The organism is Nocardia sp. NPDC050408, from assembly GCF_044458905.1.
In the GTDB taxonomy this organism is placed as follows: domain Bacteria; phylum Actinomycetota; class Actinomycetes; order Mycobacteriales; family Mycobacteriaceae; genus Nocardia.
In genome coordinates, this window is record NZ_JBITIL010000009.1 from 105,508 (window position 1) to 121,186 (window position 15,679).

The 15,679-nt window shown below is 65.0% G+C and carries 13 protein-coding genes; 5 read left to right on the forward strand and 8 right to left on the reverse strand.

The features are described 5' to 3' along the window. Positions 1-12: 12 nt before the first annotated feature. The 3 genes from ACIBJI_RS25340 to ACIBJI_RS25350 all read left to right on the forward strand — a co-directional run bounded on the left by ACIBJI_RS25340 (position 13) and on the right by ACIBJI_RS25350 (position 1,646). On the forward strand, positions 13-528 hold the full coding sequence (locus ACIBJI_RS25340) for a gamma carbonic anhydrase family protein (RefSeq protein ID WP_396958603.1): 516 nt from the start codon (positions 13-15) through the stop codon (positions 526-528). A gap of 165 nt (positions 529-693) precedes the next feature. After that, positions 694-879 carry a hypothetical protein gene (locus tag ACIBJI_RS25345; protein WP_364345428.1) on the forward strand — a complete coding sequence of 62 codons (186 nt, stop codon included), beginning with the start codon at positions 694-696 and terminating at the stop codon, positions 877-879. A gap of 146 nt (positions 880-1,025) precedes the next feature. After that, positions 1,026-1,646, forward strand: a complete 621-nt coding sequence (locus ACIBJI_RS25350) for a TetR/AcrR family transcriptional regulator (RefSeq protein WP_364345430.1) — start codon at positions 1,026-1,028, stop codon at positions 1,644-1,646. A gap of 3 nt (positions 1,647-1,649) precedes the next feature. On the opposite strand, the gene ACIBJI_RS25355 is transcribed toward ACIBJI_RS25350, so the two are convergent. The 8 genes from ACIBJI_RS25355 to aceE all read right to left on the reverse strand — a co-directional run bounded on the left by ACIBJI_RS25355 (position 1,650) and on the right by aceE (position 14,183). Next, positions 1,650-3,626, reverse strand: a complete 1,977-nt coding sequence (locus ACIBJI_RS25355; RefSeq protein WP_397086203.1) for an Eco57I restriction-modification methylase domain-containing protein — start codon at positions 3,624-3,626, stop codon at positions 1,650-1,652. Positions 3,627-4,133: 507 nt separating this feature from the next. After that, a complete protein-coding gene (gene dctA / locus ACIBJI_RS25360; RefSeq protein ID WP_364345436.1) occupies positions 4,134-5,495 on the reverse strand; it encodes a C4-dicarboxylate transporter DctA in 1,362 nt (453 codons plus the stop codon). Positions 5,496-5,654: 159 nt separating this feature from the next. After that, positions 5,655-7,088: a carboxyl transferase domain-containing protein gene (locus ACIBJI_RS25365; protein WP_364345438.1), complete on the reverse strand. Its 1,434-nt coding sequence runs from the start codon at positions 7,086-7,088 to the stop codon at positions 5,655-5,657. A 202-nt stretch (positions 7,089-7,290) separates the two neighbouring features. Then, positions 7,291-8,541 (reverse strand): KasA/KasB family beta-ketoacyl-ACP synthase, encoded by a 1,251-nt coding sequence (locus tag ACIBJI_RS25370; protein ID WP_364345440.1) that lies wholly within the window; start codon positions 8,539-8,541, stop codon positions 7,291-7,293. A 10-nt stretch (positions 8,542-8,551) separates the two neighbouring features. Then, positions 8,552-8,851 (reverse strand): meromycolate extension acyl carrier protein AcpM, encoded by a 300-nt coding sequence (gene acpM, locus ACIBJI_RS25375; protein WP_107655016.1) that lies wholly within the window; start codon positions 8,849-8,851, stop codon positions 8,552-8,554. 123 nt (positions 8,852-8,974) lie between these two features. Further along, positions 8,975-9,889, reverse strand: coding sequence for an ACP S-malonyltransferase (locus ACIBJI_RS25380; RefSeq protein ID WP_364345443.1), 915 nt, complete (start codon positions 9,887-9,889; stop codon positions 8,975-8,977). Between the two features lie 128 nt (positions 9,890-10,017). After that, positions 10,018-11,352 (reverse strand): helix-turn-helix domain-containing protein, encoded by a 1,335-nt coding sequence (locus ACIBJI_RS25385; RefSeq protein ID WP_364345445.1) that lies wholly within the window; start codon positions 11,350-11,352, stop codon positions 10,018-10,020. Between the two features lie 11 nt (positions 11,353-11,363). Then, positions 11,364-14,183: a pyruvate dehydrogenase (acetyl-transferring), homodimeric type gene (gene aceE / locus ACIBJI_RS25390; RefSeq protein ID WP_397086275.1), complete on the reverse strand. Its 2,820-nt coding sequence runs from the start codon at positions 14,181-14,183 to the stop codon at positions 11,364-11,366. A gap of 297 nt (positions 14,184-14,480) precedes the next feature. Here aceE and ACIBJI_RS25395 point away from each other — a divergent pair, with 297 nt between their 5' ends. Together ACIBJI_RS25395 and ACIBJI_RS25400 are read left to right on the forward strand one after the other, a co-directional pair. Beyond that, the gene (locus ACIBJI_RS25395) at positions 14,481-15,038 is read left to right on the forward strand and encodes a hypothetical protein (protein ID WP_364345449.1); all 558 of its coding nucleotides are present in this window, start codon (positions 14,481-14,483) and stop codon (positions 15,036-15,038) included. A 159-nt stretch (positions 15,039-15,197) separates the two neighbouring features. Then, entirely contained in the window at positions 15,198-15,620 is a 423-nt protein-coding gene (locus ACIBJI_RS25400) for a DUF3052 domain-containing protein (protein ID WP_040688342.1), read from the forward strand. Positions 15,621-15,679: the final 59 nt, after the last annotated feature.

Consider the following 15,679-nt stretch of genomic DNA (forward strand, 5'->3'; position numbering starts at 1 on the left):
TATGTTTTCGGCATGAGGATCGAGGTAAGCGGACATATACCCGAAATCGACGAGACCGCGTGGATCGCACCGAACGCCACCGTAATCGGACGCGTGCAACTGGCCGCCGAGGTGAGCGTCTGGTACAGCACGGTCCTGCGCGCCGACCTCGAGGCGATCAGCGTCGGCGCGCGCACCAATATTCAGGACGGCTGCGTCCTGCACGCCGACCCGGGTTTCCCGCTCACCGTCGGCACCGGAGTTTCGGTGGGACACAATGCGATCCTGCACGGCTGCACCGTCGGCGACGATGTGCTCGTCGGCATGGGTGCCACGGTCCTCAATGGCGCGGTCATCGGCGCGGGCAGTCTGATCGCCGCAAATGCCCTGATTCCGGAGGGTGCGCAGATTCCGCCCGGTTCGCTGGTCGCGGGTGTGCCCGGCAAGGTGCGTCGGGAGTTGAGCGAGGCCGAGCAGGACGGCATCCGACTGAATAGCGCTGTGTACCTGCACAACATGGCAAACCACCGCGACGCGAAGCAGATGTGAGACAGAGCACACTGATCAAGTGACCAAACTAAATCGCTGATAACATTTTGCCAGCGTGCCCGGTGTCCCGGGATCTCCCGCCGACGCAGCTGTGGAGTGGCCTGTAGCGCGGAGGGCGAGCCCACCGGATGGTGGCCGCGCAGCGTGCAGGTAGGAGGTATCACGGTGGCGTACGTGCAGCAGAGTATGCACCGGCCGTCGGGGCGGATCAGCGTGGCCGACATCGCGGCCCAACCGGGTGGGGTCGAGGCGCTACAGCGGCGAGTGCACGAGTTGCGCTCCAGCGGAGTGGATTTCGCCGCCAATGCGATCGAAAAGGAGATGGCGGAACTGGATCTGCCGCGCACATAGTCGCGCGTGCGCCGGTCGTCTGTCCAGTTCTGGTGCTGATCCGCGGTAGCACTGCCGCGCCCCGGTGAAATAATGAACGGCACTCACCCGCACCGTCGCGACGCCCAGCCACCACCGGCGTCCCGAGCCGATCGACTGGAGCCTCGATGCCGACCGTTCCGCCCATCCTCCAGCGCATCCTGGAAAAGCCCGTCAGCGACGGCGAGAAGTTGCTGGAGAGCGCGCTGTCAGCTTTCCTGGACTTCGGCATCAAACGCACCAGCATGGGCGAGATCGCCCGGCGCGCCGGAATCAGTCCGGCCACGCTGTACCGCCGCTTCGAATCGAAGAATGATCTGGTCGAGGCGGTCAGTGTGCGCGAGGCGCAGCGTTTCGTCGCGGAGATCGATAAGCGGGTACAGAAGGTCGACGGCGTCGAGGAGCAGCTGATCGAGATCTTCGTCGCGGTCATCACCGCGATCGCGGGCAACGAACTGTTGCGGCGGCTGCTACGCACCGAACCCGATCTCATCCTGCCCCGGCTCACCACCGAGGCCGGACCGATCATCGCGGTCGGGCGCACATATCTGGCGGAGAAATTGCGCGAACTCCACAGCGGCGCGGATGACGATTTCGACTTCGAACTCGTCGCCGAGATCATGGCGCGGCTGGCACTGTCGCTGGCATTGACGCCTGACGGGCTCATTCCGATCGATGATGTGGCGGCGGGTCGGGATTTCGCGCGACGCACCCTGCTGCCGATGGTCGGTGTCCGCGCCAGCGCATAACCGTCAACGCGTTTCGAATACCCGGATGCCGAACGCGGCCGCTACCCACTCATCGAGCAACCGGAGCGAATTCGTATCGGGCTCTCTGCCGTCGTCGATGAATTCCCGCACCAGTTCGACGACTCCACCCGCCCGCATCGTGGTCGGATCCGGCAGCGGTAGCCGCGACACATACTGGGTGATCCACCGCCGCCGACCCGAATACAGCCGATTCCCGCACACCGCATCGTAGAACCGCAGGCCCAACGCCGAGTTCGCGACGCCCATCAGCAAATACGCCAGCCGCTCCGCGGCGCCGTCGACCCCGAGATCGGCCAGCGATATCCAATAGCAGTCCCCGTTCACCACCGCCCCGGACCGATCCAAGGCGAATCGCGGCCGCTCACTGATATCGGGGAAGACCACCTTCGGCACCCGCCACAGATGCGGCCGCTGCGGCACCCAGATCTCGAACCATTCCCTGCCACTGTCGGTCAGATATTTCCGACCGGCCAACGTCTCCCGATGTGACTCCAAATATGCTGCGGCGCCCGGAAAATCCCGCAGGTCAACGGGCATGCGCGCGGGCTGCGCCGTGTCGTACGGATACAGCACCCGCACGTCGCGCTCCCGCGAGATTTGCCACGGATCGACATCCTGATGGGTGATCAAATCGAAGAGCAACTCCCCCTCCGGCGGTGGCCGCACCTCCCCCCACCGATCGGAGATGAATACCCGATCCGCAGTCGTCTTGATACCTACCCGAATTCGCCCCACGGCACCGAATGTCCGCCAGGTCCCCGCCTCCACCTCGGCCAGCCACCTGTCGACCTCCGGCCGGGACATTCGCCAAGCGCCGCTGTCCTCGGCCGCGTCACACCTCACATCCACACCGTTATCCGGACCGGAGGCGGCGATCTGCCAGTCCACCACCGAGCCCACCGGATCGCTGCGGATCGCCCGATCACCTGATATCTGATCGCCGGACGCCCCGCGGGTCACCGCCCGCTCACCCGTCGCCAACGTGCCGACCTCGACCGCGAAGGTGCGCCCACCATGCTCGACGCAGTGACTGCGTTCGGCCGCCAGCGCCTCGAAAAGATCTGTCCCACCGATGTTTTCGGCGGTATCCACCTCGTAGGCCGAAACATAGCGGCAAACTGCGCGCGACGCCGTCCGAGTGGCGATGGTGACCGCGGGCAACACCGCAGCCTCGAACAACTTCGTGTCGCCGAGGTCATACAGTTCGACCGGAGCCAACTCGGTGCGCAGCAGGCTCCGGATGTTCGCACCGGCCTTGGTGGTGAGAAACCGATTGGCACACAGCAATCCGAGTACCCCACCCGACCGCAGCAGCCGCGGCGCGACCGCGACGAATGGATGGGTGAGATCGATCCGCCCCTGCAACCCGAACTGCTTGCTGAGCAACCGCGCGGTCTTCCCACCCAACTGCTGAGTCCGCACATACGGCGGATTGGTAATGATCGCATCGAACGCCCCCGCCGCGATCCCCGCCGATTCGGTCAAGAAATCCCCGACATGCCACTCGACCGCAACTCCGGCGGTCGCCGCCCGCTCCCGCGCGACCGCAACCCCGGCCGCATCCAGGTCGTATCCGACCAACTCCACCCGAACCCCCGGCAACAACTCCCGCGCAACCTGATCCAGCGCAAGCAGCAGCTCACCGTCCCCACAGGCCGGGTCGAGCACCCGCAGCATCCCTCCGCTCGGCACCCGCACCCCTACTGGTACCTCAATCCCCTCTTCCTGCACCTCCCCATCAGGCATCCCAGTACCCGATGCCGCCACTGTGTGCGCCTGCCCATCATGCGCCCCCGCCTCCCGCACGCGCGGCACCACAGCATGAGCGACTCCAGAGCGCCCGGTCCGCAGCGGCGCATGCTCGAGCAGCCGCCGCGCGAGAAAGCGCGCCAGGGCTGGTGGCGTGTAGTGCCTACCGTGCCGTTTGCGGTCGCGCGCGGCGGGCTCGCCGGGATTCATTCCTGGGATTCTGCCTCGTCACGACGCAACCGAGGCGATAACGCGGTCGACCGGATCTCGCGTCGTCGCGGGCGGGCCCGCGTGCGGCGACCGGCGAAGCGGCGCATGAGCGGTTCATCGACCCAGCGGTAGATCGCGGCCGCCGCCGTTCGACGATCAGGCTCAACCGGGCGAACCCGAGCCAGCCGAATTGTCGGCCGCCGATGAACAGCCGGGTGATCAGCACCATGACCGGGAACTGGATCAGATAGAAGGCGAAGGAAATATTGCCGAGCCACACGATTCTGGGCGAGGCATCGACTCCGGGAGATGCCGAGTGCGCTCTGGAATGCGTTGAACCGCCGGACGCCCGCGAACGAATATTTCAGGATCACCAGGTCCAGCGGTCGCCCAGGATCACCAGCGGCCGCGTGATCGAACATGGCTCATCGGCAAGTTCCTCGTACCGCACCTGTCGATGCTGCCGAGCCCGCGGTGCCCGGCGGCGTTACCACCGGGCACCGGTGCTCATGCCCTCGAGTAGGCGACCATCGGGTCCTTGTCTTCCAACGGCGGTACCTCTTCACCATCCAGCACCTTGCGCATCCGCTCGGAATCCAACTGCCCCTCCCACTTCGCGACCACGAATGTCGCGACGCAATTGCCGAGCAGGTTCACCGTGACCCGCATCGAATCCATCAGTCGATCCGCCCCCAGCAGCAACGCGACCGCCGCCACCGGAATCGATCCGTGCCCGATCGCACTGATCGTCGCCGACAACGCCAGGAATGACGAACCCGGCACGCCCGCCATACCTTTCGAGGTCAACATCAGCACGCCGACCGCCGTAATCTGCTCGCCGAGACTCAGATCCACCCCGAGCGCCTGCGCCAAGAACAGCACGCAGATGGACAAATACAGCGTCGCACCATCGAGATTGAACGAATACCCGGTCGGTATCACCAGCCCGGTGGTCGCTCGGGAGCAACCGGCCTCGGTCAGTTTGATCATGATCCGCGGCAGCACCACCTCGGTCGATGCGGTGCCCAGCGCCAAGAACAGCTCATTCTTGATGTATTTGACGAGCTTCCACAGACTCACCCCCGCGAAAACCCGCACCACCACCGCGAGCACCAGCAGGAACAGCACCGCCGCCGCATAACAGCAGGCGATCAACTTGCCATAGCTGCTGAGCGCGGAAAGTCCGTACTGCCCAACGATGTAGGCCATCGCGCCGAACGCACCCAGCGGTGCCAATTTCATAATCCAGCCGATGATCGTGAAGAAGATCTTCCCGATGTGATCGACGGCCTCCAAAATCACCGGCGGGCCATGCTCGCCGAACTTCGCCAAAGCCAATCCGAACAGCACCGCGAAAAACAACACCTGCAACAAAGCATTCTCCGCAAACGCCGAAATCACCGATGCCGGAATGATATTCAGCAAAAAGTCGACGGTATGCGGCAGCTCGCCGTTCTTTGTGGTCTTGGCGATCTTCTCGGCGCCGGTGGCCAGGGTCTGCGCGTCGACATGAAAGCCCGCACCCGGCTTCACCAGATTGCCGACCAGCAAACCGAAGAGCAGTGCGAAGGTGGTGATCACCTCGAAGTAGATCAGCGCCTTCACACCGATCCGCCCGACCGACTTCATATCGCCCACATGGGCGATGCCGAGCACAACCGTGCAGAAGATGATCGGCGCGATCACCATCTTGATCAGCTTGATGAACCCGTCGGCCAGCGGTTTGAGGTCCGCGCCGAAGTCGGGCCACAGCTTGCCGACCAGAATTCCGGCCACGATCGCCACCAGCAGTTGCAGGAAAAGCGACCGGTACCAGGGCGGTTTGCGCACCGGGTCGGTTGCTGCGGTGGATTCGATCGTCACGCTCATGCGCGCAACGTACGAGCTATTCGTATCACCAAAGTTTCAACTATATTGCCGCGCGGAAACCCGATCGATATATGACCATCACTCCAGGTCCGACAGCGAGAACAATACGAACGAAAGCGGACCCCGGGGAAATCCCGAGGCCCGCTCTTACCGCTGGATTTACAGCGGAATGTTCTTGTGGTGGCTCTTACGCACCGGCGCCGCCGCCAATGCCGCGGCGATGATGCTGCGAGTCTTGGCCGGGTCGATGACCTCGTCCACCACACCGATCGCCAAGGCCCGCTCGACACCACCGGCGATGCGCTCGTGCTCGACCGTCAGACGCTCGTGCAGCGCCTCGCGCTCTTCCTCCGGCGCGGCGGCGAGGGCCTTCTTGTGCAGGATGCCGACCGCGGCCTTGGCACCCATCACGGCGACCTCGGAACCCGGCCAGGCATACACCGCGGTCGCGCCGAGCGAGCGGGCGTTCATCGCGATGTAGGCGCCACCATAGATCTTGCGGGTAACCAGCGTGACCCGCGGCACCCGAGCCTCGGCGAATGCGTGCAGCAGCTTCGCACCGCGCCTCACCACACCTTCCCACTCCATGCTGACACCGGGCAGATACCCGGGCACATCGGTGAGCACCACCAGCGGAATGCCGAACGCATCGCACAACCGCACGAAACGCGCTGCCTTCTCGGCACTTTCGGAGTTCAGGCAGCCACCGAGGCGGATCGGGTTATTGGCGAGGACACCGACGGTGCGCCCGCCGAGCCGTCCGAGACCGGTGACGATGCTGCGCGCATAACCGCCCTGCAGCTCCTCGAACGAGGACTCACCGTCAACGTTGTCGAGCAGTTCGTGCACGATCGGCTTCACGTCGTAGGCGCGCTTGGCCGATTCCGGCATCATCGCCTTCAGATCGACATCACCGTGCGCGGCAGCGACCAGATCGAATTCGCCCTGCTCGGCGAACATCGACACCAGGCGCCGTCCACGGTGCAGCGCATCGGCCTCATCGTTGGCGACGATGTGCGTAACACCGGATTTCTTACCGTGCGTCTCCGGACCACCCAGGGTGGCCATATCGACCTGCTCACCAGTCACACTGCGCACCACATCGGGACCGGTCACGAAGACCCGGCCCTCCGGCGCCATGATCACGATGTCGGTCAGCGCAGGACCGTAGGCGGCGCCGCCGGCCGCGAAGCCGAGCACCACCGAAATCTGCGGCACCAGACCGGACGCGCGAACCATGGCCTCGAAGACCAGACCGACCGCATGCAGCGCCTCGACACCCTCAGCCAGGCGAGCGCCGCCGGAATGCCAGATGCCGACCACCGGAATGGCGGAATCGATGGCGGTGTCGATCGCGTCGACGATGTGCTTGCAGCCCTCCACGCCCATCGCGCCGCCCATGACGGTGGCATCGGAGCAGTAGGCAACGGTGCGGACACCGTCGACCTCGCCGATCGCGGCCAACACACCGGACTTGTCGCGCGGGTGCAGCGGGAGAACGGTTCCGGGGTCGAAGAAGCGTTGGAGCCGACCGAGCGGATCACGCGGATCGGTCGCAGTTTCTGGTCGAAACGCGGGAGCAACAATTGTCATCGCGTTTTCTCCTCACCTCGAGCAAGTGCGCCGCTACCGCGGCTGCGTATGTCGAACACCGGTGGGGTCGACCGACTTTGGCGTTGGTCGACCCCACCGGCGATCGTTGTGCAGTCAGCCAGTCTGTGCGGTCAAGCCCCGGAGGGGGCAGCTTGCGTAGCCCGGTAGGGGCTCCGCACAAACTGAATCGGTTACCGAGCGGCTATGCCCGACCGAAGGCGAGCGCGACATTGTGCCCACCGAATCCGAACGAGTTGTTGATGGCGTACTCGATCTCCTGGCGGCGGGCCTCGCCGTGCACCACATCCAGATCGATCTCCGGATCCTGGTTCTCCAGGTTCAGCGTCGGCGGGACGAGGCCGTCGCGGATGCTGAGCACGGTGAGCACGGATTCGAGCGCACCGACGGCGCCGATCGAGTGACCGAGGGCCGACTTCGGTGCGTACACCGAAGCGTGGTTGCCCACGGCCTTGTTGATCGCGTTCGCCTCGGCGGTATCGCCGATCGGGGTAGCGGTCGCGTGCGCATTGATGTGGGTGATGTCCTTGGGTGTCAGACCCGCGGTCTGCATCGCCCGCGTCATCGCCCTGGCGGCACCATCACCCGTGGGATCCGGTGCGACCAAGTGGAAGCCATCGGAGGTGATACCGGCGCCGAGCAGGCGCGCGTGGATCGTCGCGCCACGTGCCTTGGCGTGCTCCTCGGTCTCGATGACCATCAGCGCACCGGCCTCGCCGAAGACGAAGCCGTCGCGATCCTTGTCGAAGGGACGCGAGGCGCCCTTCGGGTTGTCATTGCGGGTGCTCATCGCGCGCATCATGGTGAATGCCGCGATCGGCACCGCGTCGATGAAACCCTCAACGCCACCGGCGACGACGATATCGGCGTCACCCATGACGATCATTCGCCACGCATTGGCGATGGCCTCGGAGCCCGATGAGCATGCCGAGACCGGAGTGACCACTCCTGCCCTGGCCTTCAATTCGAGACCGACGACGGCCGACGGACCATTCGGCATGACCATCTGAACAGCCAGCGGCGAAATCTTGCGATAGCCGCCGTTCTTCAGCTTGTCGACCGAGTCGATGAGCGCATCACCGCCACCGAGCCCGGTACCGATCGCCACACCCAGACGCTCCGGGTCGACCTCGGGGCTGCCCGCGTTCTGCCAGACCTCACGACCGAGTACGGTCGCGAGCTGTTCGACGTAGGCCATGCGCCGACATTCGACACGGCTCAGCAGGGTCTCTGGCCGGACCTTCAGGTGACCGCCGATGCGGACCGGAAGGTCGTACTCCTCGACGAAGGGGTCCTCGAGAACGTCGATCCCGCTCTCGCCGTTGAGGAGTCCCTTCCACGTCGCATCGACATCACCAGCGATCGACGTGGTCGCCGCCAGGCTTGTAACGACGACGTTGGGGAAGTTCCCGTTCAAGGTGGAAGGAGTGGTCACGGTGTCGGCCCTACTCGGCGTCGAACTTGGCCTTGAGCTCCGCGGCCGCGTCAGCGTTCTCGGCCTCGAGCTTCTGGATGTAGCCGACAGCGTCGCCGACCGTCTTCAGGCTGGCCAGATCCTCGTCCGGGATCTTCACGCCGTACTTGTCCTCGGTCTGAACCGCGATCTCGACCATGGACAGCGAGTCGATGTCCAGGTCATCGACGAAGGACTTCTCGATCGTCACCTCGGAGGGCTCGATACCGGTCACCTCTTCGATGATCTTGCCGAGTTCCTCGACGATTTGTTCCTGGGTCAGAGCGGCCACTTCGTGGCTCCCTTCTTATCTACTTTGTAGGGCTTCACTGTTGTTTTTCGAATCGAGCGAGCCGATGGTTACCGTCCGCTCGGTCACGATCGCGTATTGGGTTACACGGTCGCGGGGGGAAAGCTAGCCGGAAGTGGTGAGCCCGGCCAACGCGGGGAGGTCTTCGGGGGTCTTCAGGGCCAGTGTTGGCGTGCCCTTCAGTTCCCGTTTTGCGATGCCGACGAGCGTGCCCGCCGGCGGCAGCTCCGCTACTGCCGAAACCGCCGCTGCACGGACAGTCTCGGTGCACAGGTCCCACCGAACGGGCCGGGTGACCTGCGCCGCGAGCTTAGCGACAGCATCGGCGCCGGAGGTAACCGGCTTGCCATCGAAGTTCGAAAGCAGGGTCCGAGTCGGTTCGCTCGGCGCGATCTTGGATATGGCGTCCGTCACAGCGTCCTGAGCCGGGGCCATGAACGCGGTGTGAAACGCGCCCGCGACGGGCAGCGCACGCACCCGCGCCTTCTCGGGCGCGTTCGCGGCGAGTTCCGCGAGGGCGGTCAAACGTCCGGCGGCCACAATCTGACCCGCGGCATTGCGGTTGGCCGGGACGAGTTCGAGCTCTTCGAGCCGGGCGAGCACGGCTGCCTCATCGCCACCGAGCACCGCGGACATACCGGTCGGCTCCAGTGCGCACGCCTTGGCCATCTCCGCACCGCGGATGGCGGCCAGTCGCACCGCATCGTCGGCGGAGATGACTCCGGCGACCGCTGCGGCGGCGAGTTCACCTACCGAGTGTCCGGCGACAATGGTATCGGCTGGAAGTGAATCCGACTCGATTTCCGCGAAGGCCAGCAGTGCGGCGGCGACCACGAGCGGCTGGGTAACGGCAGTATCGGTGATCTCCTCCGCCGTCGCGGTGGTGCCGAGGCGAACCAGATCCAGGCCGGAGGCCTTGGACCAGAGGGCGAGGCGATCAGTCGCGCCGGGGAGGTCGAGCCAAGGCGCGAGCATGCCGGGTGTCTGGGACCCCTGTCCAGGGGCGAGCAACGCGATCACACCTCTAAGAAAACACTGTGAGGTACGCCGCAGGTGATGTCGACGCGAATGAACCTTGCGGAGTGCTTTTGTGGAGGTCCCACAAAAGCGCATGTGGGTTGTCCCGATCGACCGGGTCACCGGATCCGTTACAGGCCTTCGTGCCCTACTGGGAATTGAGTGACTTCTGGGGTAGGAGTCGACGATTCGTTACGGGTTCGTGTCAAACGACCCACTGTGGCGGCGATCCGGAGCACGTAGGCGTCCCTCGGATTCATCGGATCACGGCCCGTGATCTCCGCTATCCGCTTGAGGCGATAGCGAACCGTATTTGGATGAACGTACAGCTGACGCGCACACGTCTCGACCGCGCCACCGCAATCCAAATAGGCCTCGAGAGTGTCGGCCAGCGCCGATCCGGCGGCAGCCAACGGTAGGACAAGATACTCGTTCAACGCGTCGATTGCAGCTCGGTCACCCAAAAGGGCCCGCTCCGGTAACAATTCGGCGGCGTGCACCGGTCGCGGGGCCACGCGCCAGCCGACAACGGCCTCCATTCCGGCCAGTGCCTCCACCGCGCTGGCGTGCGCCGCACCGAGGGTGCGCATGGTCGGGCCGATCACCACCGGACCGTCGGAGAAAACCTCGGCCAGCAAATCCGCGAGAAATGGTGAGGCATACGAGGTATCGCCCAGATTCCCGCTGACCACCATCACCAGCCGCGACCCCTGGACCACGGCCAGCGCCGCACGACCGTGCCGCGCGGCGATGGCGTGCACCGAGCCGACCATCGAGACGCCCTGATCCCCCGGCGGCGTGCCGACCAGCACCGTTGCCGGCGCGGTGGCATCCCAGTTCAGGGTCGCGGCCCGCGAGAGCATGTCCGGACCGGTATCGCCGCGCACGACCGCGTCCACAACCAATGCCTCGAGGCGGGTATCCCATGCGCCGCGGGATTCCGCGGCGCTCGCGTACACCGAGGCGGCGGCGAATCCGAGCTCACGCCCGTAGCGCAACACCGCCTCGGTGAGCGCGACCAGCTGCCGGTCGTTGCGCGCGAGCGCGGGCAGCCATTGTTCGAAGAACTCCATGGCCACGCGGACCATGTCCACGGTCTGGCGCAGCGTCAGCCGCCGCGCCAGATCCTGCGGGATCACTTGGAAGGCGTCCAGGCTGAAACGGATATCGCTATCGGGATCCTGTAGCCATTCCAGGAAGTTCACCACCGCGGTCTGCACCAGCATCTGCACGCCCGCGCGTTGCGCGGCATCCAGATCGGCGAAGAACGGCAACCGATCCTGCATCGACCCGACCGCCTCGGTGGAGAGGCGTCCGGAGAACTGCTTCACGCGTTTGAGCAGCGTGTCCGGCAGCGGGTCGCGGGTTTGCCGGTTCGGGGAGAGCGCGCCCGTCGGCAGATACACCTCATGCTCGGAGGAGCCTTCGGAGATCCGACGCGGCCGCGGCGGTTTACGTTCCACCATCCAATCGTCCGCTATGCGAGTTCATCTTCGGTGCCGGGAGCCGACTTCGGCGCGGCGTCGACATCATCGATGCGGTATTTGGCCGCCGCCTCGACCGCCTTGGCCGGATCGATCTTTCCGGTGCGGCCCAGCGCGGCCAGGGCCGCGACCACGATCGACTGCGCGTCGACGTTGTAGACCCGGCGCGCGGCGGGGCGAGTATCGGAGAAACCGAAACCATCCGTGCCGAGCGTAGTGAAGTCGCCGGGCACCCACTTGCGCACCTGATCCGGCACCGCGCGCATCCAGTCCGTCGCGGCCACATACGGACCCTCGACCCGGGCCAGCGCCTGGGTGACGTACGGGACGCCCGCATCGACGCCGGGGTTGCGCAGCTGGGCGATTTCCTTGTCGAGTGCCTCCTTGCGGAGCTCACCCCACGAGGTCACCGACCAGACATCGGCCTGCACACCCCATTCCTCGGCGAGCAGCGCTTGGGCGCGCACGCCATCGGGCACCGTGACACCCGAGACCAGGATCTGGGCGCGCACATTGCCCTCACCGCCGCGCTTGTACAGGTAGATGCCCGCGAGCAGTCCGGCGATATCGAGATCGTCGGGCTCGGCGGGCTGTACATACGGCTCGTTGTAGAGAGTGATGTAGTAGAAGATGTCCTCGCCGCCGAAGCCACCCGCGGAACCGTGCGGATGCGTGCCGGGAAGTGCGACGGGACCGGGCTCCGGAGTGCCACCGCCGTACATACGACGCAGACCGTCCCGCACGATATGCGCGATCTCGAAGGAGAACGCCGGATCGTAGGTCACCACGGCCGGGTTGGTGGACGCCAGCAGCAGCGAGTGGCCGTCGTTGTGCTGTAGACCCTCACCGGTCAGCGTGGTTCGCCCGGCGGTTGCGCCGAGCACGAAACCGCGCGCCAGTTGGTCTGCCGCCGCCCACAATCCGTCGCCGGTGCGCTGGAAACCGAACATCGAGTAGAAGATGTACAGCGGGATCATCGGCTCGCCGTGAGTGGCGTACGACGTGCCCGCCGCGGTGAACGATGCGGTCGATCCGGCCTCGTTGATGCCCTCGTGCAGAATCTGCCCGACGGCACTCTCTTTGTAGGCAAGCATCAATTCCGCGTCCACGGAGGTGTACAACTGCCCGTTGCGGTTGTAGATCTTCAACGAAGGGAACCACGAGTCCATACCGAAGGTACGGGCCTCGTCCGGAATGATCGGCACGATCCGCTTGCCGATCTCCTTGTCCCGCAACAGCTCCTTCATGAGCCGAACCAGGGCCATGGTGGTGGCCACGTTCTGCTTGCCGGAACCCTTGCGCACCGACTTGTAGGCCTCGTCCCCGGGCAGTTGCAGCGGCTTTGCTGCAGCACGCCGTTCGGGCAGGAAGCCGCCGAGCGCCTTCCGGCGATCGAGCATGTACTGGATTTCGCGCGCCTCCATGCCCGGGTGGTAGTACGGGGGCAGGTAGGGGTCCTTCTCCAGCTCGGCATCCGAGATCGGAATCCGCTGCAGGTCACGGAAGTCCTTGAGGTCCTGCAGGGTCAGCTTCTTCATCTGGTGCGTGGCATTGCGGCCCTCGAAGTGCTTGCCGAGGGTGTAGCCCTTGATGGTCTTGGCCAGGATCACCGTCGGCTGGCCCTTGTGCGCCATCGCGGCCGCATAGGCGGCAAACACCTTGCGGTAGTCGTGACCACCGCGCTTGAGGTTCCAGATCTCCTGATCGGTGAGGTCTTGGACCAGTGCCTTGGTGCGCGGGTCGCGGCCGAAGAAGTGGTCGCGGACGTAGGCGCCGTCATTGGCCTTGTAGGTCTGGTAGTCGCCGTCGGCGGTGGTGTTCATCAGGTTCACCAGCGCGCCGTCGCGATCGGCGCCGAGCAGCGCGTCCCACTCCCGGCCCCAGATGACCTTGATGACATTCCAGCCCGCGCCACGGAAGAACGACTCCAGTTCCTGGATGATCTTGCCGTTACCGCGCACCGGGCCGTCGAGGCGCTGCAGGTTGCAGTTGACGACGAAGGTGAGGTTGTCGAGGCCCTCGTTGGCGGCGACCTGGATCAGGCCGCGCGACTCCGGCTCGTCCATCTCACCGTCGCCGAGGAAGGCCCAGACGTGCTGATCGGAGGTGTCCTTGATGCCGCGGTCGTGCAGGTAGTGGTTGAACCGTGCCTGGTAGATAGCGTTCATCGGGCCCAGGCCCATGGACACCGTCGGGAACTCCCAGAAGTCGTTCAGCAGCCGCGGATGCGGGTACGACGGCAGGCCGTGGCCCGGCCCGCCATGGCTGTACTCCTGCCGGAAGCCGTCCATCCGGTCGGTGCTCAATCGGCCCTCGAGGAAGGCGCGGGCGTAGATGCCCGGCGAGGCGTGACCCTGGATGAAGATCGAATCGCCGCCGCCCGGATGGTCCTTGCCGCGGAAGAAGTGATTGAAGCCGACCTCGTAGAGCGCCGCCGAGGACGCGTAGGTCGAGATATGGCCGCCGACACCAATGCCGGGACGCTGCGCCCGGTGCACCATGATCGCCGCGTTCCAGCGGATCCAGGCACGGAAGCGCCGCTCCACCTCTTCGTCGCCGGGGAACCACGGCTCGTTCTCGGTGGGGATGGTGTTGACGTAGTCGGTGGAGGTCAAGGATGGAATGGCGACCCTGCGCTCACCGGCGCGTTCCAACAGCCGGAGCATGAGGTAACGCGCGCGGCCCGGACCTTCCCGGTCGAGCATGTCATCGAACGATTCGAGCCATTCGGAGGTTTCCTCCGGGTCGATGTCCGGTAGATAGGACGCCACCCCTTCGCGGATAACCCGCACCCGCCCGCCCGTAGGCGGCACCTGCGATCCATTCGGATCACGCGGCGCGGAGTCGGTGCCAGCGGATTTCGCTGGCGCGGAAGAGTGGATCAGGTCGGTCAAATCTGCTCCTCGTACAGGGGTGGACAAGCTGATAGGCGTCTGTTTCCCCGGGCGGCACACTTGGTTGGCGGACCACCCGTTTTACGAAAGGTTCGGGCGCACCTCCATCCTTGCGGAAGATGTGGCCCAGGTCATCATGTCAGGGGCATCTGCAGTACGGTTCCGCAGGGAACGTGAGTCGAGGACCGCCGGTGAAACAGAGAGGCACGGAGGACAATGAAGGTGCTGGACCCACGCGGGTTCGCAGCAGTGTGCGCGGCAACGGCGGTCGTGGTCGGCCTGACCATCGCGGGTTGCGCGAAACACGTTGACGGCGTTGCCAATCCGAATGCCTCGGAACTAGCCGCCTACAAGACCGAGGCGGCCTCCTCCTCCGCGGCGGCGACCTCCTCACGCAAGGCCGCGGCACAGGCCCAGGCGATCAGCGACAACTGCGGTCAATTCCCCACAACCACGGGTGTCGGCGTTTCGAAGTACAACGAATTCGTAGACGCCCACGATGCGAACGCCGCGGACTACAACGCCAAGCGCGATACCGCCGCCAAAACCCTCGAAGACGCCGCGACCAAGGTCGAAACGGGGGTGAACAACGCCAACGGCGCGCTGCCCGCGGACCTGCAGGCCAAGTTCGCCGAATACGTCGCTGCCGCACGACAGCTCGCCGCGGAGACCCGCAAGATGACTTACACCGCCCCGGTCGGCGCACTCAACGATGCGAGCAAGCGGGTCAACGACGCGCGCAATACGGTCAAGGACGCCTGTCCCAAACGTTGAATTCGTCCCATGAATCGGGGGCTGGTGGCGAAAATCGGCCAACGACACGAGGTTGTCACGCGACATTCCATGGGTATTTCGTCCGATCAGCTTGCGCTCGAGGCGATAACCATGTTCGCTTGCAACTACCTATTGTCTGGAGTTGAGGAGGACACCACCGTGGTCGCCGCGGCGGACGCGCAGAACTACGCTCAGAAGCTTGGCATTACACACGGCATGGTTGTCCAGGAGCTGGGCTGGGACGAGGACACCGACGACGACCTGAGGGCCGACGTTGAAGAGGCCAGCGGTGGGGAGATGGTCGACGAAGACTCCGACGAGGTAGTCGACGCTGTCCTGCTGTGGTGGCGAGAAGGCGACGGCGATCTAGCGGATGAACTGATGGAAGTCATCAGTCCGCTGGCCGACGAAGGCTTCATTTGGGTGCTCACTCCCAAGACCGGGCAACCTGGTCATGTCGATCCGAGCGATATCGCCGAAGCGGCACCCACGGCGGGTTTGACGCAAACATCGGCGATCAGCCTCGGTGCCTGGTCCGGCAGCCGACTCGTGCAGCCCAAGGCACCCTCGAAACAGCGCTGACCGCTTTCGCTATGGTTTCGCCGGGCGGTGTTTCACCGCCCGGTGAAGCCCGACACGAT

Excerpts from the sequence above, each read along its gene's own strand:
- ACIBJI_RS25340 (WP_396958603.1), top strand. The coding sequence starts at position 13 with ATGAGGATCGAGGTAAGCGGACATATACCCGAAATCGACGAGACCGCG.
- ACIBJI_RS25350 (WP_364345430.1), top strand. The coding sequence starts at position 1,026 with ATGCCGACCGTTCCGCCCATCCTCCAGCGCATCCTGGAAAAGCCCGTC.
- ACIBJI_RS25355 (WP_397086203.1), bottom strand. The coding sequence starts at position 3,626 with ATGAATCCCGGCGAGCCCGCCGCGCGCGACCGCAAACGGCACGGTAGG.
- dctA (WP_364345436.1), bottom strand. The coding sequence starts at position 5,495 with ATGAGCGTGACGATCGAATCCACCGCAGCAACCGACCCGGTGCGCAAA.
- ACIBJI_RS25365 (WP_364345438.1), bottom strand. The coding sequence starts at position 7,088 with ATGACAATTGTTGCTCCCGCGTTTCGACCAGAAACTGCGACCGATCCG.
- ACIBJI_RS25385 (WP_364345445.1), bottom strand. The coding sequence starts at position 11,352 with ATGGTGGAACGTAAACCGCCGCGGCCGCGTCGGATCTCCGAAGGCTCC.
- ACIBJI_RS25395 (WP_364345449.1), top strand. The coding sequence starts at position 14,481 with ATGAAGGTGCTGGACCCACGCGGGTTCGCAGCAGTGTGCGCGGCAACG.